Annotated in this window: 31 protein-coding genes; 11 read left to right on the top strand and 20 right to left on the bottom strand. The window is 59.8% G+C overall.

Features of this window, described 5'->3' with window-relative positions; translation table 11 throughout:
- Positions 1–46: 46 nt before the first annotated feature.
- The 4 genes from KZX66_RS01120 to KZX66_RS01105 all read right to left on the bottom strand — a co-directional run bounded on the left by KZX66_RS01120 (position 47) and on the right by KZX66_RS01105 (position 2,102).
- Positions 47–865, bottom strand: coding sequence for a M48 family metallopeptidase (locus KZX66_RS01120; RefSeq protein WP_248075334.1), 819 nt, complete (start codon positions 863–865; stop codon positions 47–49).
- A 125-nt stretch (positions 866–990) separates the two neighbouring features.
- Complete coding sequence (locus tag KZX66_RS01115; protein WP_248075333.1) at positions 991–1,611, bottom strand: SOS response-associated peptidase; 621 nt, start codon at positions 1,609–1,611, stop codon at positions 991–993.
- A gap of 36 nt (positions 1,612–1,647) precedes the next feature.
- Positions 1,648–1,908, bottom strand: a complete 261-nt coding sequence (locus tag KZX66_RS01110) for a DUF2007 domain-containing protein (protein WP_248075331.1) — start codon at positions 1,906–1,908, stop codon at positions 1,648–1,650.
- Positions 1,909–1,919: 11 nt separating this feature from the next.
- Positions 1,920–2,102: a CPXCG motif-containing cysteine-rich protein gene (locus KZX66_RS01105; RefSeq protein WP_248075329.1), complete on the bottom strand. Its 183-nt coding sequence runs from the start codon at positions 2,100–2,102 to the stop codon at positions 1,920–1,922.
- A 133-nt stretch (positions 2,103–2,235) separates the two neighbouring features.
- Between KZX66_RS01105 and KZX66_RS01100 the strand changes: the two genes are divergently transcribed.
- Entirely contained in the window at positions 2,236–3,399 is a 1,164-nt protein-coding gene (locus KZX66_RS01100) for a 1-acyl-sn-glycerol-3-phosphate acyltransferase (protein WP_248075327.1), read from the top strand.
- 55 nt (positions 3,400–3,454) lie between these two features.
- On the opposite strand, the gene KZX66_RS01095 is transcribed toward KZX66_RS01100, so the two are convergent.
- Positions 3,455–3,712: a hypothetical protein gene (locus tag KZX66_RS01095; protein WP_248075325.1), complete on the bottom strand. Its 258-nt coding sequence runs from the start codon at positions 3,710–3,712 to the stop codon at positions 3,455–3,457.
- 183 nt (positions 3,713–3,895) lie between these two features.
- Here KZX66_RS01095 and KZX66_RS01090 point away from each other — a divergent pair, with 183 nt between their 5' ends.
- Positions 3,896–4,105, top strand: a complete 210-nt coding sequence (locus tag KZX66_RS01090) for a hypothetical protein (protein ID WP_248075323.1) — start codon at positions 3,896–3,898, stop codon at positions 4,103–4,105.
- A 56-nt stretch (positions 4,106–4,161) separates the two neighbouring features.
- Here the strand turns inward: KZX66_RS01090 and KZX66_RS01085 are convergent, their stop codons facing one another.
- Positions 4,162–4,749 carry a YajG family lipoprotein gene (locus KZX66_RS01085; RefSeq protein ID WP_032886297.1) on the bottom strand — a complete coding sequence of 196 codons (588 nt, stop codon included), beginning with the start codon at positions 4,747–4,749 and terminating at the stop codon, positions 4,162–4,164.
- A 194-nt stretch (positions 4,750–4,943) separates the two neighbouring features.
- On the opposite strand from KZX66_RS01085, the gene KZX66_RS01080 reads away from it, so the two are divergent.
- Both KZX66_RS01080 and mqo read left to right on the top strand, forming a co-directional pair.
- Positions 4,944–5,177 carry a hypothetical protein gene (locus KZX66_RS01080; RefSeq protein WP_248075321.1) on the top strand — a complete coding sequence of 78 codons (234 nt, stop codon included), beginning with the start codon at positions 4,944–4,946 and terminating at the stop codon, positions 5,175–5,177.
- 727 nt (positions 5,178–5,904) lie between these two features.
- Positions 5,905–7,413, top strand: a complete 1,509-nt coding sequence (mqo, locus tag KZX66_RS01075; protein WP_248075319.1) for a malate dehydrogenase (quinone) — start codon at positions 5,905–5,907, stop codon at positions 7,411–7,413.
- Between the two features lie 56 nt (positions 7,414–7,469).
- On the opposite strand, the gene KZX66_RS01070 is transcribed toward mqo, so the two are convergent.
- The 4 genes from KZX66_RS01070 to KZX66_RS01055 all read right to left on the bottom strand — a co-directional run bounded on the left by KZX66_RS01070 (position 7,470) and on the right by KZX66_RS01055 (position 9,394).
- The gene (locus tag KZX66_RS01070; RefSeq protein ID WP_248075310.1) at positions 7,470–7,757 is read right to left on the bottom strand and encodes a PA4642 family protein; all 288 of its coding nucleotides are present in this window, start codon (positions 7,755–7,757) and stop codon (positions 7,470–7,472) included.
- Between the two features lie 87 nt (positions 7,758–7,844).
- On the bottom strand, positions 7,845–8,330 hold the full coding sequence (locus KZX66_RS01065) for a hypothetical protein (protein WP_248075308.1): 486 nt from the start codon (positions 8,328–8,330) through the stop codon (positions 7,845–7,847).
- 35 nt (positions 8,331–8,365) lie between these two features.
- Positions 8,366–8,833, bottom strand: a complete 468-nt coding sequence (locus tag KZX66_RS01060) for a WbuC family cupin fold metalloprotein (protein ID WP_248075306.1) — start codon at positions 8,831–8,833, stop codon at positions 8,366–8,368.
- Positions 8,834–8,836: 3 nt separating this feature from the next.
- Entirely contained in the window at positions 8,837–9,394 is a 558-nt protein-coding gene (locus KZX66_RS01055; protein ID WP_017526146.1) for a hypoxanthine-guanine phosphoribosyltransferase, read from the bottom strand.
- Between the two features lie 164 nt (positions 9,395–9,558).
- Between KZX66_RS01055 and upp the strand changes: the two genes are divergently transcribed.
- Together upp and KZX66_RS01045 are read left to right on the top strand one after the other, a co-directional pair.
- Positions 9,559–10,197, top strand: coding sequence for a uracil phosphoribosyltransferase (upp, locus tag KZX66_RS01050; protein WP_135287439.1), 639 nt, complete (start codon positions 9,559–9,561; stop codon positions 10,195–10,197).
- Between the two features lie 2 nt (positions 10,198–10,199).
- Positions 10,200–11,474: a uracil-xanthine permease family protein gene (locus tag KZX66_RS01045; RefSeq protein WP_017526144.1), complete on the top strand. Its 1,275-nt coding sequence runs from the start codon at positions 10,200–10,202 to the stop codon at positions 11,472–11,474.
- 65 nt (positions 11,475–11,539) lie between these two features.
- Here KZX66_RS01045 and hisC read toward each other — a convergent pair whose 3' ends face one another.
- The 10 genes from hisC to KZX66_RS00995 all read right to left on the bottom strand — a co-directional run bounded on the left by hisC (position 11,540) and on the right by KZX66_RS00995 (position 19,573).
- Complete coding sequence (hisC, locus tag KZX66_RS01040; protein ID WP_248075304.1) at positions 11,540–12,592, bottom strand: histidinol-phosphate transaminase; 1,053 nt, start codon at positions 12,590–12,592, stop codon at positions 11,540–11,542.
- Positions 12,593–12,595: 3 nt separating this feature from the next.
- Entirely contained in the window at positions 12,596–13,921 is a 1,326-nt protein-coding gene (gene hisD, locus KZX66_RS01035) for a histidinol dehydrogenase (RefSeq protein WP_248075302.1), read from the bottom strand.
- A 162-nt stretch (positions 13,922–14,083) separates the two neighbouring features.
- On the bottom strand, positions 14,084–14,719 hold the full coding sequence (gene hisG / locus KZX66_RS01030) for an ATP phosphoribosyltransferase (protein ID WP_003171824.1): 636 nt from the start codon (positions 14,717–14,719) through the stop codon (positions 14,084–14,086).
- A gap of 176 nt (positions 14,720–14,895) precedes the next feature.
- On the bottom strand, positions 14,896–16,161 hold the full coding sequence (murA, locus tag KZX66_RS01025) for a UDP-N-acetylglucosamine 1-carboxyvinyltransferase (RefSeq protein WP_017526140.1): 1,266 nt from the start codon (positions 16,159–16,161) through the stop codon (positions 14,896–14,898).
- A gap of 23 nt (positions 16,162–16,184) precedes the next feature.
- Positions 16,185–16,424 carry a BolA family protein gene (locus KZX66_RS01020; protein WP_003188597.1) on the bottom strand — a complete coding sequence of 80 codons (240 nt, stop codon included), beginning with the start codon at positions 16,422–16,424 and terminating at the stop codon, positions 16,185–16,187.
- Positions 16,425–16,538: 114 nt separating this feature from the next.
- Positions 16,539–16,844, bottom strand: coding sequence for an STAS domain-containing protein (locus tag KZX66_RS01015; RefSeq protein WP_248075300.1), 306 nt, complete (start codon positions 16,842–16,844; stop codon positions 16,539–16,541).
- Positions 16,841–17,488: an ABC transporter substrate-binding protein gene (locus KZX66_RS01010; protein WP_248075298.1), complete on the bottom strand. Its 648-nt coding sequence runs from the start codon at positions 17,486–17,488 to the stop codon at positions 16,841–16,843. Before KZX66_RS01010 ends, KZX66_RS01015 begins: the two co-directional genes overlap by 4 nt.
- A gap of 11 nt (positions 17,489–17,499) precedes the next feature.
- On the bottom strand, positions 17,500–17,967 hold the full coding sequence (mlaD, locus tag KZX66_RS01005) for an outer membrane lipid asymmetry maintenance protein MlaD (protein ID WP_017845975.1): 468 nt from the start codon (positions 17,965–17,967) through the stop codon (positions 17,500–17,502).
- Complete coding sequence (mlaE, locus tag KZX66_RS01000; RefSeq protein ID WP_248075295.1) at positions 17,967–18,764, bottom strand: lipid asymmetry maintenance ABC transporter permease subunit MlaE; 798 nt, start codon at positions 18,762–18,764, stop codon at positions 17,967–17,969. Before mlaE ends, mlaD begins: the two co-directional genes overlap by 1 nt.
- Positions 18,764–19,573 (bottom strand): ATP-binding cassette domain-containing protein, encoded by an 810-nt coding sequence (locus KZX66_RS00995; protein ID WP_003171811.1) that lies wholly within the window; start codon positions 19,571–19,573, stop codon positions 18,764–18,766. Before KZX66_RS00995 ends, mlaE begins: the two co-directional genes overlap by 1 nt.
- A 298-nt stretch (positions 19,574–19,871) precedes the next feature.
- Here KZX66_RS00995 and KZX66_RS00990 point away from each other — a divergent pair, with 298 nt between their 5' ends.
- The 5 genes from KZX66_RS00990 to lptB are packed head-to-tail and all read left to right on the top strand — an operon-like array spanning position 19,872 to position 23,197.
- Positions 19,872–20,846: a KpsF/GutQ family sugar-phosphate isomerase gene (locus tag KZX66_RS00990; RefSeq protein ID WP_248075294.1), complete on the top strand. Its 975-nt coding sequence runs from the start codon at positions 19,872–19,874 to the stop codon at positions 20,844–20,846.
- The gene (locus KZX66_RS00985; protein ID WP_017738753.1) at positions 20,847–21,371 is read left to right on the top strand and encodes an HAD family hydrolase; all 525 of its coding nucleotides are present in this window, start codon (positions 20,847–20,849) and stop codon (positions 21,369–21,371) included.
- Between the two features lie 8 nt (positions 21,372–21,379).
- Positions 21,380–21,952: an LPS export ABC transporter periplasmic protein LptC gene (lptC, locus tag KZX66_RS00980; RefSeq protein WP_248075291.1), complete on the top strand. Its 573-nt coding sequence runs from the start codon at positions 21,380–21,382 to the stop codon at positions 21,950–21,952.
- On the top strand, positions 21,939–22,472 hold the full coding sequence (gene lptA, locus KZX66_RS00975; protein WP_248075289.1) for a lipopolysaccharide transport periplasmic protein LptA: 534 nt from the start codon (positions 21,939–21,941) through the stop codon (positions 22,470–22,472). The genes lptC and lptA overlap by 14 nt, the downstream gene beginning before the upstream one ends.
- Positions 22,472–23,197, top strand: coding sequence for an LPS export ABC transporter ATP-binding protein (gene lptB / locus KZX66_RS00970; protein WP_003171806.1), 726 nt, complete (start codon positions 22,472–22,474; stop codon positions 23,195–23,197). The genes lptA and lptB overlap by 1 nt, the downstream gene beginning before the upstream one ends.
- Positions 23,198–23,326 lie beyond the last annotated feature (129 nt).

Here is a 23,326-nt window from a genome sequence, read left to right as displayed (position 1 = left end):
CGGGCTTGCCCGCTTCCACATTTGGATCTTCACAAGACCGGAATGGTCAGGATTTTTTGGCCTGCTGGTACAACGGCATCACCTTGGGAATCGCCGCCTGCAACGAGGCGATTCGGCTGTCGGACGCCGGGTGAGTACTCATGAACTCCGGCGGCGCGCCTTCCGATGCCTTGGCCATTTTGTTCCACAGCGTAATGGCCGCATTCGGGTTGTAGCCGGCGCGGGCCGACAGCTCAAGGCCGATCAGGTCCGCTTCGTTTTCATTGCTGCGGCTGTTGGGCAAGGTCATGCCGTAGTTGGCCACGGTGTCGGCCAGTGCCAGGCTGTCCTGACCCAGACCGAACAACGCACCGGCGCCCTGCTTGGCCATCTCGATCCCGTAGGCCTTGGACATGGCTTCGCGACCGTGCTCACGCAGGGCGTGGGCAATTTCATGGCCCATCACGGCGGCCAGTTCGTCATCGGTGAGCTTGAGGTTGTCGATCAATGCGCTGTACACAAAGATCTTCCCGCCAGGCCCGCAGTTGGCGTTCATCTCGTCGCTCTTGATGAGGTTCACTTCCCATTGCCACTGCGCCGCATCGGCACGGAAGGTCGGCGCCTGGGCGATCAGCCGCTTGGCAATGGCCTGCACGCGCTTGGCGTTGGCGCTGGTCTTATCCACCATGCCTTTGCTGCTGGCTTCACCCAGGGTCTGCTGATAGGACTGAGCATACATCTGGTCGACTTCCTGACTCGACAGCATGCTGAACATGTATTGCTTGCGCTCAACCCCAACGGCGCCACCGCTGGTGGTATTAACCGACTGACACCCCGCCAGCAGCACCGCTGCCGCCAACACGCTTATGGCCAATGATTTCTTCATCAACACACTCTCCCTGAAAAGACGCCCTTAAACATGGCGCGTATCGTAGGCGCTCATTTGTATCGACGCCAGATACACCAGACGTGTAGCGGTTAATTTTCAGATACATCCCACAGTCGCCAGGCTTAAGCCGGGGTCAGACATTCCGGCCCGTTGAGCTTGGGATCATTGACCATATTGGCCAGGACTCGCTCGCGCAAGGCGATGGGCTCACTGGCCAGCAGGCCTTGCAGTACATGTAACGGCGTCTCGGGGTCGAGCCAGGCCGCCTGCCCCGCCACGTCCAGAATCAGCGGTCGACGCTGGCTCTGTGCGGCCTGAGTCACCACCGCCGTGCTCAGCCAAACCTGCTCCTGCACCGGGTACGCCTCCCAGATCGCCGCGAAAAACAACGTGGAGCCTTCCCCCGGCGTCAGCCAGTACGGGCGCTTGCGCTGGGTACCACGCCACTCGTAGAAACCATTGGCGGGCAGCAGGCAGCGACGCTGGCGGAACGCCTCGCGGAACATAGGTTGTTCGGCCAGGGTTTCGGCGCGGGCGTGGGCCGGGGTGCGGGACAGGTCGGTAAGCCAGGGCGGCGTGAGGCCCCAGCGGGCGCGGGCCAGTGTGCGCTGACCGTCGGCGGCGCGCTGGATCAGCACCGAATCGTTCGGGGAGATGTTCCACTGGGCCTGCTGATCGGCCGGAAAGCCCGGCAAGGCAGCAAAGGAGGGATTCCAGCGAAACAGGGCATAACGTCCACACATGGGGCAACACGACTCTTGGATAAACCGACCGACAGCCTAACAGACCAGCACGCCGGGAAAGCTGTCGGGTTCATCGCCGGGCAAGGGTTGTGCGCCGATATAGGCGGTGATCAGCTCGCGCGCTTCAACTGCAAGGTCGTTATCCACCTCCAGCCCCAACAGGCCGAAGATCGGCAGCTCCCCCGTCCCCCCAAGCAAATGGCGCCCCACCAGGTGCGCCTCGATGCCCTCGCTGGCGAGCATCTGTTGCAACAGCTCGCCTTCCATCAGGTTTTCCGGTTCGTAGATTCGCTGCACGGGCGTACCTGTCAGTCGTTCTCACTGCGGGTTTCGAGCATCCACTCTTCACCATGCACCTGCAGATTGAAAATAATCGGTCGGCAGCACACCTGACAGTCTTCTATGTACGTCTGATCACCACCGGATAAATCCACCGAGGTTTCTACCGCCTCACCACAATAAGGACAATCGAACAGCGCAGTTTCCAGCATCGCAGTCTCCCAGGTGACTTGTGCGTATAATCGCCGGTCTATTTACAGGGCTATTCTCCGGCCGGGCCAATTACCCGGACCGCACCCTGGTATTTCCTTTACTTACCCTAGCCGTTTCCAACAAGAGAGCATGATGGGCGAATTCGATACCATCCGACCTTACAACGACAGCGAAGTCCCGGCAGTGCTGGACCGACTGTTCAGTGACAAGGCCTTTCTGGACATCCTGACCCACTTCCGCTTCCCGCGCTTTGCCGGCGCCCTGGGCTGGCTGCTCAAGCCAATGATCGCCCGCAAGCTGCGCCGTGAATTCGCCGGTGTCACCACCGTGGCGACGCTGCAGGACAAAGTCGAGTACTACGTGGACCACACCATCGACCGGGCGACCGACGGCGTGACCTACACCGGCGTCGAGCAGCTCAAGTCCGGCACCGCGTACCTGTTTCTGGCCAACCACCGCGATATCGTGATGGACCCGGCCTTCGTCAACTATGCCGTATACCACGCCGGCCTGCCGACGCCGCGCATCGCCATTGGCGACAACCTGCTGCAAAAGCCGTTTGTCAGCGACCTGATGCGCCTGAACAAGAGCTTTATCGTGCACCGCTCGATCACCGGGCGAAAGGAGAAGATGGCGGCATTCAACCTGCTGTCGGCCTACATCAACCATTCGATCCGCAATGACTGCCAGTCGATCTGGATCGCCCAGGCTGAAGGGCGCGCCAAGGATGGTGATGATCGCACCGAGTCGGCGATCCTCAAGATGTTCCACGTCAGCCGCAAGGATGAGCCGTTTGCCGAGGTGATCCAGTCACTGAACCTGACGCCGGTGTCCATCAGCTATGAGTACGACCCGTGCGACTCGGCCAAGGCGCGCGAGCTTTACATCCGCGCAACCACCGGCACCTACGTCAAGGCGCAGGGTGAAGATGACGTGAGCATCGCCCTGGGCATCACCGGTTATAAAGGCCGCGTGCACATCAACTTCGCGCCGCCGATTACCGAGCGTTTCGAAGACACTAAAGTACTGGCCGTAGAAATGGACCGGCAGATTCTCGGCGGTTATCGGCTATTCCCGGTGCACTACCTGGCCTACGCCCAGTGGAGTGACGCCGACCCGCAATTGCAGGTGCCCAAGGCTGCCGAACTGTTCCCGGCCGATGAGCTGGCCAAGGCAAAAGCGGAATGGGAGCGGCGCCTGAACGACTGTCCGGCCGAGCACCGTCCGTTCCTGGTGGTGCAATATGCAACCCCGGTACGCAACCAATATCGAGTGAAGGCCGGAATCCCGCTGTAAACACCGCTCAAAAAATGTGGGAGAACGGACTCCCACATCGTTACTTCGGTGTTATTTACAGGTGGGTGCTGAGCCAGGAAATAGCCAGCCCGAGCCCAAGGCAGGCGAAGCCGATGCGGTACGCCAGACGATGCGCCCGCTCGGTGCGCACATCCAGAAACAGCATAGGCTGGTCGATCGCGCGATTTTCGCTTTGCGCGCTCAGGTCAGCCATGGCGCGCTGTTCACGCAGGCGGGTAACGAACAGCAGCGCGGCACCCGGGAAGGCCACCGCTAAAGCAACAGCATTAATCAACAGTGCGGGCAGCGCCATCGCAAACCTCAGTGAAACAGTGTCTGGGTATCGGTTCAGATACAAACCTGAACGATAGTGGCCTCCGGCGCCAAAAATGCTCCATCCCCCCTGGACGATTAATGTATCCAGTAATTTACGGCGTCACCTGAACGTCACCTTAACAGGCCACTCTGTTGCCCTTCGAACGTTCGGGAGCTTGTCATGTTGCACGCACATAACCAGGATCGGCTGTATCTGATTGCCCAAAGCGAAGAGCAGGAGGCGCTGATCGACAGCCTGGCGTTCAACGTGCAGGACCGCCACTGGCTGGTGTATTGCGCCCTTGGCGGGCATCAACATGCCGACCTGCCGGAAGCCGACCTGTTGACGGGGGTGAGCCTGCTGGACTTCTGTATCGACACCGCGGCATGAAATATCAGGCATAAAAAAACCGGACCCAACGGAGTCCGGTTTTTTATGCGCAGGAATTACTGCGAGCTGAGCAACGAGCCAATGCTTGGGTCTTTGAACAGACGGGTCAAGGCGTCACTCAGGACGTCGCTGACCAGTTTGGTGTTGGTTTCCTGGTTTGGCGACATACCGAAGCGCTGGTTGAGCGAAGCGCCGTAACGGCCACTGTAGCGACGGGTGCCGGCGGTGACGTCGGACTTGAACGTGGCGCCAATGGCCGCTTCCGTCACGTACAGCCCTTCTTTAGGTGACTGATATTTGAGCTCGGCCAGGGTGATGGTCAACTGCGGCGCGCCGGGGGCGTTGGCGCTCGGCGTGAAGCCCAGCAGACGCACAGCCGCTTCTGCCTGGGCTTGCAGCTTGGGCAGTACGTCCTGGCCGGTCACCGAGATGAGCGCGGTTTCCGGGTACAGGCCGCCGCGCGAGCCGAGGGTCGGCGAAGGACGGCCGTCTACGACACGTACCGACACCGGCTGACCGTGACCTACCGGCGCCAGCTGTGTGGTGAGCTTGGGTTGCGGGCTGAGTTGTTGCGGGCTGTTGGCGCAGCCAACCAGGGTCAAACTGGTCACAGTGATCAAACCGAACAACAGGCGTTGCAACATGCGCTTCTCTCCAGAAATCAGATACCGACAGGCCGGCAGTATAACGGGGCGTCCCCGCAGGGAACTAGCGTCAGTTACAGCCTATGACCCGGCGCGTTGATCGCGGTTCGCTGTCACTGATATGTAACCGACGTTACATCGGCCCGTCATCCGGCCGAGGCATGCTTGATCCCAATCTCAGGAGGTGTGTCGCCATGCAATTTCTCTGGTCAGTGTTCACGCGCAAACCCGCCCTTCGTCAGTTCGCCCGGCTTGATGCGCAAGGTCGTTGCCAGGCGTTCAAGGAATGCAGCCAGCCACCGGCGGGTGAAGGCTGGGTGGAAATCGACGAGATTCGCCTGAGCTGGATGCACCACCCGCTGCCGGCCCGCGCCCGCGTAAGCCCACGCACAGCGCGGTCAACCCGCCACCAGCCGTTGGCCGCCTGACCGAATACCTAATAAAAGTCATAAAACACGCCCATTTCCCTGACGTTCTTCGCTACAATCTCCCCCCGATTATAAGGACGTCTCCTGATCGGGCCTCGCAACATCGTTAATGCCTCGGTATTAACCCCAAGAATCGCCCACAGAGAGCCGCCCACACAGATCGAGTGAAGCTGGCGCGCTTGCTGTTTCCTTTGCAAACCACCCGCCTTTACCGAATCTGCCAGAGCTGCCATTACGCTCGGCCACTTGTGTTGTTTGCCCGTTTTGCCGCTTGTCGGCAAAGGTATTACGGGCCAGGTGCCAGGCTGGGGCAGCCCTTTTTTGAGGTTCACGTCTTCAAAAGAGCGTGAAAAAACGGGTTTTCACAACTTCACAAGAGTGTGGCGAGCAAATGAATAGTTTGGCGTTTGTACAAGCACCATCAGCGTCTGGAACAGCCCAACCACACAGGACCGAGTACTCCTCAACAACCGGAGCTTGAGCCTGTCCGCTACGGATTGATTGCACGAATCGCACGCTTTGACCATAAGTCGAATTGCCACAGCCGCCCATGAATGCGTTCATAGGCAGATCAGGCTGGCAGGAAGCGTGCGCTGAAGTTGCAAAGAATTGCGAAACGGACATGGCGATCCTGGCCATGGGTTATCTGGGGCAACACGTGAACCGCCCCGTCACTCCTGGCAGCCATGCCGTCAATTTGGTGCTGCAGATTTTGGAGACGCGTTAAATGGCGCATAACGAAGCAGTCGACGTAGTTCTGGTAGGGGCCGGCATCATGAGTGCCACCCTGGCCGTACTGCTCAAAGAGCTCGACCCTGGCCTCAAGCTGGAAGTCGTTGAGCTGATGGACTCGGGTGCCGCGGAAAGTTCCAACCCGTGGAACAACGCCGGTACCGGCCACGCCGGGCTGTGTGAGCTTAACTACACGCCGCAGGCCGCTGATGGCTCCATCGACATCAAGAAAGCCGTGCACATCAACACCCAATTCGAGGTGTCGAAGCAGTTCTGGGCGTACCTGACCAAAAAGGGCACCTTCGGCTCGTCCAAATCCTTTATCAGCCCGGTGCCGCACCTGAGCTTCGTGCAGGGCGAAAAAGGTGTGTCGTTCCTTAAGAAGCGCTTTGAAATCCTCAGCCAGCACCATGCGTTTTCGGACATGCACTACACCGAAGACCGCGCAGAGATGGCCGAGTGGATGCCGTTGATGATGCCGGGCCGCCCGCTCGACGAAAAAATCGCCGCGACCCGGGTAATGAACGGCACTGACGTCAACTTCGGCGCCCTGACCAACCAACTGCTCGGCCACCTGACCAGTTCGCCGGATGCCCAGGTCAAGTACTGCAAACGCGTGACCGGCCTCAAGCGCAACGGTGCCGGCTGGACCGTGAGCATCAAGGACGTCAACAGCGGCAATAGCCGTGAAGTGGATGCCAAGTTCGTTTTCCTCGGCGCCGGCGGTGCGGCCCTGCCGCTGCTGCAAGCCTCGGGCATCGAAGAGAGCAAAGGCTTTGGCGGCTTCCCGGTCAGCGGCCAGTGGCTGCGGTGCGACAACCCGGAAGTGGTCAAGCATCACCAGGCCAAGGTCTACAGCCAGGCCGCCGTGGGCTCGCCACCGATGTCGGTGCCCCACCTGGACACCCGCGTAGTCGATGGCAAGAAATCCCTGCTGTTTGGCCCCTACGCCGGTTTCACCACCAAGTTCCTCAAGTACGGCTCGTTCCTCGACCTGCCGATGTCGATTCGCGCCGGCAACATCGGCCCGATGCTGGCCGTGGCCCGCGACAACATGGACCTGACCAAGTACCTGGTCAGCGAAGTGCGCCAATCCATGGAACAGCGCCTGGAATCACTGCGTCGCTTCTACCCAGAGGCAAAAGCCGAGGACTGGCGTCTGGAAGTGGCCGGCCAACGGGTGCAGATCATCAAGAAAGACCCGAAGAAGGGCGGCGTGCTGCAATTTGGTACCGAGCTGGTGGCGGCCAAAGACGGCACCCTGGCCGCCCTGCTCGGCGCGTCCCCAGGCGCTTCGGTAACGGTGTCGATCATGCTGGAACTGATCGAGCGCTGCTTTCCGGCCAAAGCGGCCGGCGAGTGGGCGGCCAAATTGCACGAGATCTTCCCGGCCCGCGAAAAAGTACTGGAAACCGATGCAGAGCTGTATCGCACGATTAACGCTCAGAACAACATCAGCCTGGAACTGGTTGCGCAAAGCAACGAGGCCGAAAGCTACGCTTGAGGCCCGGCGCACCCAATAAAAAACGCCCCTCGGGGCGTTTTTTGTGGACCGGATAATCAGCCGCGAGCTTTTTCGATCAGTTCGATGTACTCGTCGGCGTTACGCTGGTCCTTGATCAGATCCACGAAGGTCTGGCCATGCTCGTCTTTGCCATCCAAATCCAGACCGGCTTCCTTGAAAAACCCCAGGAAGCGCCCGAAGTCGTCGATACGCAGGCCGCGGTAGGCCTTGATCAGTTTGTGCAGGGACGGTGAAATTGCGTCGACCGGTTCGAAGTCCAGGAACAACTTGATCTGATCGTCGCCGATCTCGTCGCCAATCACCTGTTTCTTATCTTTACGCATTACCGACTCCAGCCTGCAGACATTTACACGGGGTTTGAAGTCTACCTGCGGGGCGCGGGCTGCGGAAGTCGCGACGACGTCACCCGATTACTTGGCGCGCACTGCTCCAGTATGCAAATCCGCCCATATATGCCCGTTGGCGTAACTGAGGAACTGCACATACACCGTGTCATTGCGCAGCAGGTCGACGATCACGCGGTACTGGGCAGTGGGATAAGACAAGGTGAGCGTCCTGCTCTTGTCATCGAACGCCGGTTTTTTCAGGCTTTTGCTTTCGGCATCAAAATTGAGCACCACCTGGTTGATGGTCGCGCCCTTGTTCAGGGATTTGCCCTTGAGACGGATCATCAACGGCGAGGTCACCGGGATCGGTTGCTGGTTGGATTGGCGCTGGTTCCCCACCACCACCGTGTACTCGGTGACTTGCAGCAATTGCTGCTGGTCGGGGGTTTCGGTGCGCAGGGTCAGGTCGTCGGGCGGCAGGAATTGGCCGTGCATCGGCGCCGGGGCGGCCGCCAGGGGCAAACTGAGGATCAGCGCCAGGGCGGCGCAGGTGCGTATCAACAGGCTCATGGGCCGCTCCGCAGGAGATGGCCCAGCACTGTAGCTCAATCGAACTGGGCAAGCATCCAGCGTTGATAGTCGGCAACGCCGGCATCGCCTTCGCGGGGCGCCCAAGTGGCCAGCTCACCCTCGCCGACCGGACGATAGGGCCCGGCCTTGCATTCGAACATCACCGTATCGGGCGCAAGCACTACCAGGCCATGGAAGACGCCCGGCGGCAGATCGACGCCCGAGCACTCGCCACCAGCCTGCATCACGCGCCTGGCGATCACTTCACCGGCGTCACTGAACACCAACAACCCCAGGCGCCCCTGGAGCACCAACAAGGTTTCTGCCTTATCCGCGCTCAGGTGCCGATGAGGCGGCACATAGGTGCCAGGTTGCAGGCCGACTGCCAGGCGATGGCACGGCTCGTCCATCTGGTGGAAGTTATGGTGATGCCGGCCACGAGGGCTGGCACCCGCTTTCTCGGCCAACTCGGCAAACAGTGTCTGATCAAGAAAGCGGGTCATGGCTTACATCCCTTTGACGGCGTAGATCCCATTGGCGTTGCGCCAGTAGCCTTTGTAGTCCATGCCATAACCGAAGATATACCGGTCGATGCACGGCAGGCCGACGTAATCGGCTTTAAGGTCCGGGCGGGCCTTGCGGTCGTGGTCTTTGTCGATCAATACGGCGGTGTGCACCTTGCGTGCACCGGCGTGTTTGCAGAAGTCGATGATCGCGCCCAAGGTGTGACCTTCGTCGAGGATGTCGTCGATGATCAGCACGTCGCGGTCAATGAACGAGACTTCCGGCTTGGCTTTCCAGAACAGATCGCCGCCGGTGGTTTCGTTGCGATAGCGCGTAGCGTGCAGGTAGGACGCTTCCAGCGGGAATTGCAGGTGGGTCAGCAATTTGCCGGCGAAGATCAGGCCGCCGTTCATCACACAGAACACCACCGGGTTGGTGTCGGCCATTTCACGGCTGATGTGGGCGCCGACCTTGGCGATCGCTTCTTCGACTTGCGCTTCGGTGTACAGGCAGTCAGCCTCGCGCATGATTTGACGGATATGCTCGAGATCAGCGGACATGGCGCTCTCCAAGGGGGTGCTGTGGCAAGAAAAGCGGGCGAAGGTACGCTTCTCGTGCGCTCCGAGCAAGCCTTAATGGACTAACGTGCTAGATGTCTATAGGACAACACCCTCGGATAGATTAATCTAGGCCGGTTTTTTTGCCCGCCGCCGGAGCCTTTCCCATGCCCACTCGCGAGATCCGCCACCCGCTGATCCGACACAAGCTCGGCCTTATGCGCCGCGCCGACATTAGCACGAAGAATTTCCGTGAGCTTGCTCAGGAAGTCGGAGCGTTGCTCACTTACGAAGCCACCAAGGATTTGCCCCTGGAGAACTATGAGATCCCCGGTTGGGCCGGTCCCGTCCAGGTCGAGAAAATCGCCGGTAAAAAGATCACGGTGGTACCGATCCTGCGCGCCGGTATCGGCATGCTTGAGGGCGTACTCAGCCTGATCCCCGGCGCCAAGGTCAGCGCCGTTGGCGTGGCCCGTAACGAAGAGACCTTGCAGGCCCACACCTACCTGGAAAAACTCGTCCCGGAAATCGACGAGCGCCTGGCCATGATCATCGACCCGATGCTCGCCACCGGCAGTTCCATGGTCGCCACCATCGACCTGCTGAAGAAAGCCGGTTGCAAGGACATCCGTGCCATGGTGCTGGTGGCCGCGCCCGAAGGCATCGCCGCCGTCGAGAAAGCGCACCCGGACGTGCAGATCTACACCGCGTCCATCGATGAGCGCCTGAACGAACACGGCTACATCATCCCTGGCCTGGGCGATGCCGGTGACAAAATCTTCGGCACCAAGCAGAAGGACGCGTGAACATGCAGGATGAATTCAACGACCCGCTTTGGCGCCAGATCCTGTCTGGCGCACAAATGCTCTTCGTAGCATTTGGCGCGCTGGTGTTGATGCCGCTGATCACCGGCCTTGATCCAAACGTCGCACTGTTTACCGCAGGCCTGGGCACGCTGTTGTTCCAGGTGGTGACAGGACGCCAGGTGCCAGTGTTCCTGGCGTCGAGCTTTGCGTTTATCACCCCGATCATCCTCGCCAAGGGTCAGTTCGGCCTGGCGGCGACCATGGGCGGGGTGATGGCGGCCGGTTTCGTTTATACGTTTCTGGGCCTGGCGGTGAAGGTCAAAGGCACCGGGTTTATCGACCGGTTGCTGCCGCCCGTGGTCATCGGGCCGGTGATCATTTCCATCGGCCTGGCCATGGCGCCGATTGCCGCGAACATGGCGATGGGCAAATCGGGGGATGGCGCCGAGCTGATCCATTACCAGACGGCGATGATGATCTCGATGCCGGCACTGCTTACCACGTTGATCGTGGCGGTGTTCGGCAAAGGCATTTTCCGCCTGGTGCCGATCATCTCCGGCGTGCTGGTGGGTTTTGCCATGGCGTTTTACTTTGGCGTGGTCGACACGGCGAAGATCGCCGCCGCCCCCTGGTTCGCCCTGCCCCACTTCACCGCGCCAGAGTTCAACTGGCAGGCGATCCTGTTTATCGTTCCGGTGGCCCTGGCCCCGGCGATCGAGCATATCGGCGGTGTGATTGCGGTGGGCAGCGTGACCGGCCGCGACTACCTGAAGAAGCCCGGCCTGCATCGCACGCTATTGGGTGACGGGATTGCGACCACGGCTGCCGGCCTGTTTGGCGGCCCGCCGAACACCACCTACGCCGAAGTGACGGGCGCGGTGATGCTGACCAAGAACTACAACCCGAAAATCATGACCTGGGCGGCAGTGTTTGCCATCAGCCTGGCATTTATCGGCAAGTTCGGCGCGCTGCTGCAGAGCATTCCGGTGCCGGTAATGGGCGGGATTCTGTGCCTGTTGTTCGGCTCGATTGCGGCCGTGGGCATGAACACACTGATCCGTCACAAGATCGACCTGGGTGAGGCGCGCAATCTGGTGATTGTATCGGTGACCCTGGTATTCGGGATTGGCGGCGTGCTGGTCGGTACCGGTACTGGCCCGGATGACTTCGGCCTCAAGGGCATCGCCCTGTGCGCAGTGGTAGCGATTGGCTTGAACCTGCTGCTACCGGGCAATGATGGCTGGAAGAACAAGAAGCCGGATGAGCCACTGCTCTGACACACGGTAGAACCCAATGTGGGAAGGGCTTGGCCCCCTCCCACATTTTTGATCCTCAGTCTGGCTTAGAGCTCGCCGAGCCCCTCGATCAACGCCTGATTCTGCTCCGGCGTACCGATGCTGATCCGCAGGAACTGGGCAATCCGCTCCTGCTTGAAGTGGCGCACGATCACACCCTGCTCACGCAATTTGGCCGCCAGACCAGCAGCGTCGTGCCGTGGGTGACGAGCAAAGATGAAGTTGGCCGCCGACGGCAGCACCTCAAACCCCTTGGCTTCCAGTTGCGCGACAAGCGTGTTCCGGCTGTCGATCACCTGCTGGCAGGTTTTCTCGAAATACTCACGGTCCTCGAACGCCGCCGCCGCGCCGACAATCGCCAGGCGATCCAGCGGATAGGAGTTGAAGCTGTTCTTGACCCGCTCCAGCGCCTCGATCAGGTCCGGGTGGCCCACGGCCAGGCCCACACGCAAACCGGCCAGTGAGCGCGACTTGGACAGGGTCTGGGTCACCAGCAGGTTCGGGTAGCGGTCCACCAGGCTGATGGCGGTTTCGCCGCCGAAGTCGATATAGGCTTCATCGACCACCACCACCGAGTCCGGGCTGGCCTTGAGGATCTGCTCCACCGCGTCCAGTGCCAGCACGCAGCCGGTCGGTGCGTTGGGGTTGGGGAAAATGATCCCGCCGTTAGGCCTGGCGTAGTCCGCGACACGGATCTGGAACTGCTCATCCAGCGGCACCGGCTCGGACTGGATGCCGTAGAGGCCGCAGTACACCGGATAGAAGCTGTAGCTGATGTCCGGGAACAAAAGCGGCAAATCGTGCTGGAACAGACCGTGGAAGATATGCGCCAACACTTCATCGGAACCGTTGCCGAGGAACACCTTGCCGGCATCGATCGCGTAATACTTGGCCACCGCTTGCTTGAGCAGGTCGCTGTTGGGGTCCGGGTACAGGCGCAAGTTATCGTTCAACTCGGCCTGCATCGCGGCCAGCGCCTTGGGCGACGGGCCATAGGGGTTTTCATTGGTGTTGAGCTTGACCAGTTTGGTCAGCTTCGGCTGCTCGCCAGGCACGTAAGGCACGAGGTCCTTGACGAAGGCGCTCCAGAATTTGCTCATATCTCAGTTACCTTGCTTGTCGTCAAGAATGCGATATTCCGCGCTGCGGGCGTGGGCACTCAGGGATTCACCACGGGCCAGTACCGAAGCGGTCTTGCCCAGCTCGGAAGCGCCCTGGGGCGAGCAGAAGATGATCGACGAACGCTTCTGGAAGTCATACACCCCCAGCGGCGACGAGAAACGCGCCGTGCCGGAGGTCGGCAGCACATGGTTGGGGCCCGCACAGTAGTCTCCCAGGGCTTCGCTGGTATGACGGCCCATGAAGATGGCGCCGGCATGGCGAATCGACGGCAGCCAGGCTTGTGGGTCCGCCACGGACAACTCCAGGTGCTCCGGCGCGATACGGTTGGCGACTTCGATGGCCTGTTCCATGTCGCGGACCAGAATCAACGCGCCACGGCCATTGATCGACTTCTCGATAATCTCGGCGCGGTCCATGGTCGGCAGCAATTTGTCGATGCTGGCGGCGACTTTGTCGAGGAACTCGGCATCCGGACTGACCAGGATCGCCTGGGCATCTTCGTCGTGCTCAGCCTGGGAGAACAGGTCCATGGCGATCCAGTCGGGGTCGGTCTGGCCGTCACACACCACGAGGATTTCCGAGGGGCCGGCGATCATGTCGATGCCGACCTGGCCAAAGACGTGGCGCTTGGCGGTGGCCACGTAGATATTGCCAGGACCGACGACTTTGTCGACCTTCGGCACGCTTTCGGTGCCATAGGCAAGGGCCGCCACGGCCTGGGCGCCGCCGATGGTGAACACCCGATCAACGCCCGCAATGCAGGCCGCCGCCAGCACCAATTCGTTGATTTCACCACGCGGGGTCGGTACCACCATGACCACTTCGGTCACACCGGCCACTTTTGCCGGAATCGCGTTCATCAGCACCGACGATGGGTACGACGCCTTGCCACCGGGCACATACAGACCGGCGCGGTCCAGCGGCGTGACCTTCTGGCCCAGCACGGTGCCGTCGGCTTCGGTGTAGCTCCAGGAATCCTGTTTCTGCTTTTCGTGATAGCTGCGCACGCGCGTCGCCGCCACTTCCAGGGCTTCACGCTGGGGCGCAGTGATGCGCGTCAGGGCCAACTCCAGGCGCTCGCGAGGCAGGATCAGGTCCGACATGGATGCCACGTCCAGGCCATCGAACTGGCGGGTGAAGTCCACCAGCGCCGCGTCACCGCGCTCACGCACGGACTTGATGATGTCGAGGACTCGCCCGTTGACCGAGTCGTCAGACACGCTTTCCCAGCTCAGCAGATGATCCAGATGATGGGCGAAATCCGGGTCGGCAGCGTCGAGTCGGGCAATTGCAGTGGACGTGGTCATAGCGAGGGCCTCAATAGAATTGGCAAAAAACTCAGGCGCCCGAAGGCGCGATTCGTTATTGAACGTCAGCGCACCTTCCCTGCAGTCGTTTCCGCTTGGGCACCCGAGAATTCTGGCTATGAGGCGGATAGACGGGCGCAGCCTTTCGGCTACGCAGGTGGGTCAACCGCGGTGTCGAGACTCCACTGCGGTGCGCAGGGTGTCGATCAACGCCTGGATACGGGCGTGCTGCATCTTCATCGATGCCTTGTTGACGATCAGGCGGGAGCTGATGTCGGCAATAAAGTCTTGAGGTTCGAGACCATTGGCACGCAAGGTGTTGCCGGTGTCGACCACGTCGATGATCTTGTCGGCCAGGCCGATCAGCGGCGCCAGCTCCATCGAGCCGTAGAGCTTGATGATATCGACCTGACGACCTTGCTCGGCATAGTAGCGCTTGGCGACGTTGACAAACTTGGTGGCCACGCGCAGGCGCCCTTTGGGCTCAACATCACCGACACGGCCGGCCGTCATCAGCTTGCACAGAGCAATACGCAGATCCAGCGGTTCGTAGAGGCCCTGGCCGCCGTATTCCATCAGTACGTCTTTACCGGCGACACCCAGGTCGGCGGCGCCATGTTCAACGTAGGTCGGCACGTCGGTAGCCCGCACGATCAACAGGCGAACGTCGTCCTGGGTCGTAGGGATGATCAGCTTGCGGCTCTTGTCCGGATTCTCGGTCGGCACGATGCCCGCTTCAGCCAGAAGCGGCAAAGTGTCGTCAAGGATGCGGCCCTTGGACAGTGCGATGGTCAACATGGGGAACGTCAGTCCTTCATCAGGCGATTGCTGTCCGGTCGCAGATGGCGCCAGACACAGATCGAGGCCATCACAGCCTCGATTTGAAACAAATTCAGCATACCGCTCAGCTAACAGCAAACACCTTGTGGCGAGCGAGCTTGCCCGCTCACCACAAGGTGTTGGCAACCCGGGGATTAGCCCGGTACGCGGCGGATTTTTGCGCCGAGCATCTGCAGTTTTTCTTCGATGCACTCGTAACCACGGTCGATGTGGTAAATGCGATCGATCAGGGTGTCGCCTTCGGCGATCAACGCCGAAATAACCAGGCTGGCCGAAGCGCGCAGGTCGGTGGCCATCACTGGCGCGCCCTTGAGCTTCTCGGTGCCGGTGACGATGGCGGTGTTGCCTTCAACCTGGATCTTCGCGCCCATGCGGTGCAGTTCATACACGTGCATGAAACGGTTTTCGAAGATGGTCTCGATCACGGCGCCGGTGCCTTCAGCAATGGCGTTCAGGGAGATGAACTGCGCTTGCATGTCGGTTGGGAAGGCCGGGTACGGAGCGGTACGCACGTTGACGGCTTTTGGACGCTTGCCGTGCATGTTCAGCTCGATCCAGTCTTCGCCAGTGGTGATTTCAGCACCGGCTTCGCGCAGTTTTTCCAGGACCGCTTCCAGGATGGTCGGATCGGTGTCCTTGACCTTGACGCGGCCACCGGTAACGGCGGCGGCAACCAGATAGGTCCCGGTCTCGATACGGTCTGGCATGACCTTGTAGGTTGCAGAGTGCAGACGCTCTACACCGTCAATGGTGATGGTGTCGGTGCCAGCACCGGAGACTTTAGCGCCCATGGCGTTGAGGAAGTTGGCCAGATCGACCACTTCCGGCTCGCGCGCGGCGTTCTGCAGCACGCTGCGGCCTTTGGCCAGGGCTGCGGCCATCATGATGTTCTCGGTACCGGTCACGCTGACGGTATCAAAGAAGAAGTTCGCGCCACGCAGGCCGCCTTCCGGCGCCTTGGCCTTGATGTAGCCGCCTTCGACGTCAATGACCGCGCCCATGGCTTCGAGGCCACGGATGTGCAGGTCCACCGGACGCGAGCCGATGGCGCAACCACCAGGCAATGCCACTTCGGCTTCGCCGAAACGAGCAACCATCGGGCCCAGCACCAGGATCGACGCACGCATGGTTTTCACCAGTTCGTACGGCGCGATCAGGGTTTTGATGGTGCGTGGGTCGATTTCGACGGCCAGTTTCTCGTCGATGACCGGCTCAATGCCCATGCGGCCGAACAGCTCGATCATGGTGGTGATGTCGTGCAGGTGCGGCAGGTTGGCCACAGTCACCGGGCCATCGCACAGCAGGGTCGCTGCCAGGATCGGCAAGGCAGAGTTTTTCGCACCGGAAATGCGGATCTCGCCATCAAGGCGGGCACCGCCGGTAATAATCAATTTATCCATAAGAATCTCGACGCCTTGGGGGCTCAGGTGCGCTCGGCCCAGGCCGCGCGGCTGAAAAATTTCATAGTGACCGCATGGATGCTGCCATCGGTGATCCATGGGTTCAAATGGGCATAGATCTGCTGTTGACGCTTGACCGGGCTCAACGCCGCCAGTTCATCGCTAATCACGTTCAGCTGGAAATTGCAGCCTTCGCCTTCAACTTCTACAGTCGTTTCCGGCAGCTTTCCTTCAAGGAAGCTCTTAACTTCTAGGGCCTGCATGCTCAACCTCTATCGGCGCCCAGTGCGCACGGGTCGCACATCATACAAAAAAGCCCCGCGCCTGCGAACCCCGCATAGCAGGACTCTGACGGGGGGCCTCATTGTTAATGTGTATTAAGGATGCGCCAACAGTTCGGTCAAACCGGAAACCTCGGCAATTTCGCGCATGTCTTCGGGCAGCGCGCGGATGCTGACCGTCTTTTTAGCCGCCTCGGCATCACGCATGAAGCACAACAATAACGACAAACCGACGCTGCTGGACTTGGTCACCGCCGAGCAATCCAGCACTAACGTCGGCCCGTTGCTGGCCTTGATCAGGGCCTGGCCCTGCTTGCGCAGGTCAGGCCCGGTGCGGTAGTCGAGCACGCCACTGAGGAACAACTCACCGGCGTCGCCAAGACGAACAGCCGATTCGGTCATTGCGCAGGCTTCCCGGCAGCTTTATCGGTTTCTTCCTTGGCCTTGGCAACTTCGCCAGCCCAACCATTGATGGTTTTATCCAGATCGTTGCCATTACGCTGCATGGCGTCGGCGAACTGATCACGGAAGAGCTTGCCGATGTTGATGCCATTGATGATCACATTACGCAGTTTCCACTCGCCGTTGATTTTCTCCAGCGTGTACTGCACAGGGTAAATGGCGCCGTTGTTGCCCTTGACACTCATGTTGACGCTGGTGCGATCACCGGACTCATCACCGGCGGGAGCAACGGTAATGCCCTGGTTGTTGTACTCGAGCAAGGCGTTGCCATAGAACTGGAACAGGCCTTTTTTGAAGTTCTCCTGGAACGTCTGCATTTGCGCAGGCGTGGCCTTGCGCGAGTATTTGACCGTCATGATGCTGCGCGAAATGCCTTCGGCATCCACGACCGGGCCAACAATGGTGTTGAGCGCGTCATAGAACTGACTTGGATCTTGCTTGTACTTTTCCTTGTTGGCAGTCAGGTCAGCCAGCATCTTGGTGGTCGTGTCCTGCACCAGTTCGTGCGCAGAACCTGCCGCGTTGGCCATCAATGGCAGTGCAGCAAGCAGTACCAGCAGGCCACGTCGCAAGGTAGAGATCATGAACAGATTCCTCATTTGGCGTCTTTATTGACCGTATTGAGCAAAAATTTTCCGATCAGGTCCTCGAGCACCAGCGACGACTGCGTGTCGTGGATGGTCGAGCCATCCTTGAGCAGGGCTGTTTCCCCGCCCACGCTGATACCGATGTATTTCTCGCCCAGCAGACCCGCAGTGAGGATAGATGCCGTCGAGTCAGTCGGCAGATTATCTACCTTCTTGTCCAACTGCATCGTCACTCGACCGGTGAAGCTGTCGCGATCCAGATCGATTGCCGTAACCTTGCCGATGGTCACACCGGCCATGGTCACCTTGGCTCTGACAGTCAAACCGGCGATATTGTCGAAGTACGCGTAAAGTTTATAAGTATCGGCGGTGGGGCTGGCCGAAAGGCCGCTGACTCGCAGGGCCAGCAACAGTAAAGCCAGGATGCCAGCCAGCAAGAAAAGGCCGACACCGATTTCCACAGTGCGGTTTTGCATCAGAAATCTCCAAACATCAAGGCGGTCAAAATGAAGTCAAGGCCCAGTACCGCCAGCGAGGCGTACACAACGGTCTTGGTGGTGGCGCGACTGATCCCTTCTGAGGTGGGCTCACAGTCGTAGCCTTGGAATACGGCGATCCAGGTCACTACAAAGGCAAAAACGATGCTCTTTATGATGCCGTTGAGCACGTCACCGCTGAAGGTCACGCTGTTTTGCATGTTGGCCCAGTAGGAGCCGTCGTAGACGCCCAGCCAGTCCACCGCCACCCATGAACCGCCCCAGATACCCACCACGCTGAAGATCATCGCCAGCAATGGCAGGGAAATGAAACCGGCCCACAGGCGCGGGGCAACAATGTATTTGAGCGGGTCCACGCCGATCATTTCCAGGCTGGACAACTGTTCGGTGGACTTCATGTTGCCGATTTCGGCGGTCAGTGCGGACCCCGCACGCCCGGCGAACAGCAACGCGGTCACTACCGGGCCCAGCTCACGCAGCAGCGTCAGGGCGACCATCTGCCCTACCGCCTGCTCCGAACCATAGCTGGACAGGATATTGAAGCCCTGCAACGCCAACACCATACCGATGAACATCCCGGAGACCACGATGATCACCAGGGACATCACGCCCACCGAATGCAGTTGCTTGAGCAGCAGGCCAAAACCGCCGCCGATGCCTCCGCGGCCGAGCAATGCGTGAAACAGGAAAATGGTCGAACGACCGAGCACTTCGACGATGTCGATGCCGGAGCGACCGAAAAGGCGAACCTTCTCGATTAGAGATGTCTTGCGCATCAGCGCTTCCCCAGAAGATCTGAGCGGTAATCCGCTGCCGGAAAGTGAAAAGGCACGGGGCCGTCGGGATCGCCGGTCATGAATTGGCGGATACGCGGGTTATCGGCGTTCATCAGTTCTTCAGGCGTGCCCTGCCCCAGAACCTGGCCATCGCCCACTACATACAGGTAATCGGCAATGCTCGCGGTTTCTGCAAGGTCGTGGGACACCACGATGCTGGTAATGCCCAACGCATCGTTGAGCAGGCGGATCAGGCGCACCAATACGCCCATGGCGATCGGGTCCTGGCCAACGAAGGGCTCGTCATACATAAGGATCTGCGGGTCGAGAGCGATGGCGCGCGCCAGGGCCACGCGACGCTTCATGCCGCCAGACAGTTCATCGGGCATCAGGTCAATGGCACCACGAAGACCTACGGCCTGCAGTTTCAGCAACACAATGTCGCGAATCATTTCATCAGACAGCTGGGTATGCACCCGCAGCGGAAACGCCACGTTCTCGAACACATCGAGATCGGTGAACAGCGCACCACTCTGGAACAGAACGCCCATATGCTTGCGCGCATCGAACAGATCGCTGCGCGACAGCGTCGGCAGGTTCTGGCCGTTGACCCACACTTCGCCGGCACTGGGGCGCAATTGCATGCCCATCAGGCGCAACAGGGTGGTCTTGCCGCAACCGGACGGCCCCATGATGCCCGTGACCTTGCCACGGGGAATGCGAATATCGACGTTATTGAAGATGCTGCGCGTCCCGCGCTTGAAGGTCAGTCCCTTCAGCTCGACCGCGTAGGCGTTATCGGCACTCATCTAAACTCCTTGGGATGCAGCCTCTCACTCAGACACCATGTATGCGACAAACGTTTGCAACGGTTACGCAACAGATAGCCACATGGGCTGGGCGGACCGAACTGGCGGCGAACTATATCACTGCTGGCACAAGCCGCCCAAGGCCGGAACAGCGGTTGTTCAGATCCAGGACAGGGAAAAAACGTTGCAGGGCATGAATCTCAGTCACCGACTGAGTAAAGCCTGACGAACTTGCGTGAGGGAATTGATCATTACCGCTATAATCGCCGCCTTTTCGTCAGGCTATACGATTTCAGACATGAGCCAATCCAGCGACCTTATTCAATCCGCACAACGCACCATCCGCCTCGAACTGGAAGCCGTAGAAGGCTTGCTGGCCCATATCGACGCAGATTTCGTACGCGCCTGCGAGATGATTCTGGCCAGCAAGGGCCGCGTTGTCGTGGTCGGCATGGGCAAGTCAGGTCACGTCGGCAACAAGATCGCCGCCACCCTGGCCAGTACCGGGACCACCGCGTTTTTCGTGCATCCGGCCGAGGCCAGCCATGGCGATATGGGCATGATCACCAAGGAGGACATCATTCTTGCGCTGTCCAACTCCGGCACCACCAACGAAATCGTGACCCTGCTGCCGCTGATCAAGCGCCTGGGAATCCAGATGATCAGCATCACCGGCAACCCGGAGTCGACGCTGGCCAAGGCCGCCGAAGTCAATCTGAACGTGCACGTGGCCCACGAGGCCTGCCCGCTGAACCTGGCTCCCACATCCTCCACCACCGCGGCCCTGGTCATGGGCGACGCCCTGGCTGTGGCGCTACTGGAGGCCCGCGGCTTCACTGCCGAAGATTTTGCGTTTTCCCACCCCGGTGGTGCCCTGGGTCGCCGCCTGTTGCTGAAAGTGGAAAATGTCATGCATTCGGGCGATGAATTGCCCCACGTCCAGCGCGGCACCCCGCTGAAGGACGCGCTGATGGAAATGACCCGCAAAGGTCTGGGCATGACGGTGATCCTGGAATCCGACGGCCGTTTGGCCGGGGTGTTCACCGACGGTGACTTGCGTCGCACCCTGGACCGCACCATCGACATCCGCACAGCGACCATCGATGCGGTAATGACCCCTCACGGCAAGACTGCACGCCCTGAAATGCTCGCAGCCGAAGCATTGAAGATCATGGAAGACCACAAAATCGGCGCGCTGGTGGTGGTCGACAACCAAGACCGCCCGGTTGGCGCCCTGAACATGCACGACTTGTTGCGTGCGGGAGTGATGTAAATGACCAGCGACCTGCTGCAACGCGGCAAACACATCAAACTGGCGATTTTCGACGTAGACGGCGTGCTGACCGACGGTCGCCTGTACTTTCTCGAAGATGGCAGCGAATTCAAGACGTTCAACACTCTCGATGGCCAGGGCATCAAAATGCTGATGGCGGCGGGCGTGCAAACGGCGATTATCAGCGGCCGAAAAACTCCCGTTGTGGAACGCCGCGCACAAAACCTCGGTATTCCTCACCTGTATCAAGGCCGCGAGGATAAACTGGTGGTTCTGGACGAGCTACTTGGCCAACTCAATCTAAGCTACGAGCAGGTCGCCTATCTGGGCGATGATCTGCCGGACTTGCCGGTCATTCGCCGAGTGGGCCTGGGCATGGCAGTCGCCAATGCGGCGGCGTTTGTTCGCGAACACGCCCATGGCATCACCACCGCCCGTGGCGGCGAAGGTGCTGCACGCGAGTTCTGCGAGTTGATCCTGCGTGCCCAGGGCAGCCTTGAAGCGGCCCACGCCGCCTACCTATAGAGCGTTTTATGCTGAGCAAAAAGATTCGCAACTTTCTGTTATTCGGGGTCATCGCCGCGCTGTTTCTGGCGGTGGGCTACTGGAATATCAGCCCGGAGCGCTTCCTCGACCAGCCTGCCGCGCAGGTCGACGAAGGCGCTATCGACTATTACGCCACCAACGCCTATAGCGTGCAGTTCCTGCCCGACGGCAAAGTGCAGTACGAAATGACCTCGGACAAAGTCGAGCATGTGAAAGCCAGCGAGGTCACGCTGCTGACCAACCCGGACCTCAACCTGTACCGCGGCACCGAATTTCCGTGGCATGTCACCAGCAAGCGTGGCGAGGTGAACCCGGACGGCACCGAAGTCGAGCTGATCGACTCGGTGCGCGTTGCGCGCACTGACGCCAAGAACCGCGACACGGTGATTACTTCCAGCCGCATGACCGTATTCCCACAGAAGCAATATGCGCAGACCGAGCAAGACGTTAGAATCGACGGCGCTGGCGGAGTATCGACTGGCAAGGGAATGAAAGCGTATTTGAAAGAAAGCAGGATACACCTGCTATCGAACGTAAGAGGACAGTATGAGGCTCGTTAAAACTCTCCCTATTTTGCTCGGTTTGGGCGCAGCACTGGGAAGCGTGAGCGCCTGGGCTCTGCCGAACGATAGCCAGCAACCGATCCACATCTCGGCTGACGACGCGCAGCTCGATGACAAACAAGGCGTCGCCACCTACACCGGCGGAGTGATCATCACCCAGGGTTCGATGAAGATCACCGGCAACACGGTGACGCTGACGCGCACTGCGGCGGGCGATATTGATGTGGTGACCTCGGTCGGCAACCTGGCTTACTTCGAACAGAAGCAGGCGGCGACCGATACCGGCCCGATGAAGGGCTACGGCAAGACCATCCAGTATCACGCGCAACAGAATCGCATCGTGCTGATCGACCAGGCCAAGGTACTGAGCCCCGATGGAAACTCCACGGAAGGCGAGAAGATCACCTATGACACTGTGAAACAGATCGCCAACGCCGGTCGCGCCAATGGCAGCAAGGTGACTGCACCACGCCCCCGTATCGACATGGTTATCCAGCCGAAGAAGAAGGCCGAGTAATGGCAACCCTGAAAGCCCAGCATCTGGCCAAGGCCTATAAAAGCCGACAGGTCGTGCGCGACGTGAGCCTGTCGATCGACAGCGGCCAGATCGTCGGCTTGCTCGGCCCCAACGGCGCCGGCAAGACCACCTGCTTCTATATGATTGTCGGCCTGGTTCAGGCGGACCAGGGTCGCGTGCTGATCGACGACTTGGACGTCAGCCATCAACCGATGCACGGCCGCGCCCGTGCCGGTATCGGCTATCTCCCACAAGAAGCGTCGATCTTCCGCAAACTGTCGGTTGCCGACAACATCATGGCCATCCTCGAGACCCGCAAGGAACTCGACCGCGATGGCCGTCGCAAGGAACTGGAAAGCCTGCTGCAGGAGTTCCACATCAACCACATCCGCGACAACCTGGGCATGAGCCTGTCGGGCGGCGAGCGTCGCCGCGTGGAGATCGCCCGCGCCCTGGCGACCGCACCCAAGTTCATCCTGCTGGACGAGCCGTTTGCCGGCGTTGACCCCATTTCGGTTGGCGACATCAAGCAGATCATCCATCACCTCAAGGCCAAGGGTATCGGTGTGCTGATCACCGACCACAACGTGCGCGAGACCCTCGATATCTGCGAAACCGCTTACATCGTCAACGATGGCCAGCTGATCGCCGAAGGCGACTCCGCAACCATCCTGGCCAACGAACTGGTCAAGGAAGTGTACCTGGGTCACGAGTTCCGCCTGTAAGTCCACCTGCTATTGAAGGTGGTGGCAGGTAGCTTGCCTTAAGCGCGGACATTAATAGAAAACCTCCGGATTTTTATTGTTACCGCGCTCTAGGCAAAGCCCTCGATATCAGGCATATAATTTGCTTAT

Source organism: Pseudomonas sp. EYE_354 (genome assembly GCF_023148575.1).
GTDB lineage: Bacteria > Pseudomonadota > Gammaproteobacteria > Pseudomonadales > Pseudomonadaceae > Aquipseudomonas.
The sequence above is the reverse complement of the archived record's forward strand: the minus strand, read 5'-3'. Positions and strand labels throughout refer to the sequence as shown.

Excerpts from the sequence above, each read along its gene's own strand:
- KZX66_RS01120 (WP_248075334.1), bottom strand. The coding sequence starts at position 865 with ATGAAGAAATCATTGGCCATAAGCGTGTTGGCGGCAGCGGTGCTGCTG.
- KZX66_RS01115 (WP_248075333.1), bottom strand. The coding sequence starts at position 1,611 with ATGTGTGGACGTTATGCCCTGTTTCGCTGGAATCCCTCCTTTGCTGCC.
- KZX66_RS01105 (WP_248075329.1), bottom strand. The coding sequence starts at position 2,102 with ATGCTGGAAACTGCGCTGTTCGATTGTCCTTATTGTGGTGAGGCGGTA.
- KZX66_RS01100 (WP_248075327.1), top strand. The coding sequence starts at position 2,236 with ATGGGCGAATTCGATACCATCCGACCTTACAACGACAGCGAAGTCCCG.
- KZX66_RS01095 (WP_248075325.1), bottom strand. The coding sequence starts at position 3,712 with ATGGCGCTGCCCGCACTGTTGATTAATGCTGTTGCTTTAGCGGTGGCC.
- KZX66_RS01090 (WP_248075323.1), top strand. The coding sequence starts at position 3,896 with ATGTTGCACGCACATAACCAGGATCGGCTGTATCTGATTGCCCAAAGC.
- KZX66_RS01085 (WP_032886297.1), bottom strand. The coding sequence starts at position 4,749 with ATGTTGCAACGCCTGTTGTTCGGTTTGATCACTGTGACCAGTTTGACC.
- KZX66_RS01080 (WP_248075321.1), top strand. The coding sequence starts at position 4,944 with ATGCAATTTCTCTGGTCAGTGTTCACGCGCAAACCCGCCCTTCGTCAG.
- mqo (WP_248075319.1), top strand. The coding sequence starts at position 5,905 with ATGGCGCATAACGAAGCAGTCGACGTAGTTCTGGTAGGGGCCGGCATC.
- KZX66_RS01070 (WP_248075310.1), bottom strand. The coding sequence starts at position 7,757 with ATGCGTAAAGATAAGAAACAGGTGATTGGCGACGAGATCGGCGACGAT.
- KZX66_RS01065 (WP_248075308.1), bottom strand. The coding sequence starts at position 8,330 with ATGAGCCTGTTGATACGCACCTGCGCCGCCCTGGCGCTGATCCTCAGT.
- KZX66_RS01060 (WP_248075306.1), bottom strand. The coding sequence starts at position 8,833 with ATGACCCGCTTTCTTGATCAGACACTGTTTGCCGAGTTGGCCGAGAAA.
- KZX66_RS01055 (WP_017526146.1), bottom strand. The coding sequence starts at position 9,394 with ATGTCCGCTGATCTCGAGCATATCCGTCAAATCATGCGCGAGGCTGAC.
- upp (WP_135287439.1), top strand. The coding sequence starts at position 9,559 with ATGCCCACTCGCGAGATCCGCCACCCGCTGATCCGACACAAGCTCGGC.
- KZX66_RS01045 (WP_017526144.1), top strand. The coding sequence starts at position 10,200 with ATGCAGGATGAATTCAACGACCCGCTTTGGCGCCAGATCCTGTCTGGC.
- hisC (WP_248075304.1), bottom strand. The coding sequence starts at position 12,592 with ATGAGCAAATTCTGGAGCGCCTTCGTCAAGGACCTCGTGCCTTACGTG.
- hisD (WP_248075302.1), bottom strand. The coding sequence starts at position 13,921 with ATGACCACGTCCACTGCAATTGCCCGACTCGACGCTGCCGACCCGGAT.
- hisG (WP_003171824.1), bottom strand. The coding sequence starts at position 14,719 with ATGTTGACCATCGCACTGTCCAAGGGCCGCATCCTTGACGACACTTTG.
- murA (WP_017526140.1), bottom strand. The coding sequence starts at position 16,161 with ATGGATAAATTGATTATTACCGGCGGTGCCCGCCTTGATGGCGAGATC.
- KZX66_RS01020 (WP_003188597.1), bottom strand. The coding sequence starts at position 16,424 with ATGCAGGCCCTAGAAGTTAAGAGCTTCCTTGAAGGAAAGCTGCCGGAA.
- KZX66_RS01015 (WP_248075300.1), bottom strand. The coding sequence starts at position 16,844 with ATGACCGAATCGGCTGTTCGTCTTGGCGACGCCGGTGAGTTGTTCCTC.
- KZX66_RS01010 (WP_248075298.1), bottom strand. The coding sequence starts at position 17,488 with ATGATCTCTACCTTGCGACGTGGCCTGCTGGTACTGCTTGCTGCACTG.
- mlaD (WP_017845975.1), bottom strand. The coding sequence starts at position 17,967 with ATGCAAAACCGCACTGTGGAAATCGGTGTCGGCCTTTTCTTGCTGGCT.
- mlaE (WP_248075295.1), bottom strand. The coding sequence starts at position 18,764 with ATGCGCAAGACATCTCTAATCGAGAAGGTTCGCCTTTTCGGTCGCTCC.
- KZX66_RS00995 (WP_003171811.1), bottom strand. The coding sequence starts at position 19,573 with ATGAGTGCCGATAACGCCTACGCGGTCGAGCTGAAGGGACTGACCTTC.
- KZX66_RS00990 (WP_248075294.1), top strand. The coding sequence starts at position 19,872 with ATGAGCCAATCCAGCGACCTTATTCAATCCGCACAACGCACCATCCGC.
- KZX66_RS00985 (WP_017738753.1), top strand. The coding sequence starts at position 20,847 with ATGACCAGCGACCTGCTGCAACGCGGCAAACACATCAAACTGGCGATT.
- lptC (WP_248075291.1), top strand. The coding sequence starts at position 21,380 with ATGCTGAGCAAAAAGATTCGCAACTTTCTGTTATTCGGGGTCATCGCC.
- lptA (WP_248075289.1), top strand. The coding sequence starts at position 21,939 with ATGAGGCTCGTTAAAACTCTCCCTATTTTGCTCGGTTTGGGCGCAGCA.
- lptB (WP_003171806.1), top strand. The coding sequence starts at position 22,472 with ATGGCAACCCTGAAAGCCCAGCATCTGGCCAAGGCCTATAAAAGCCGA.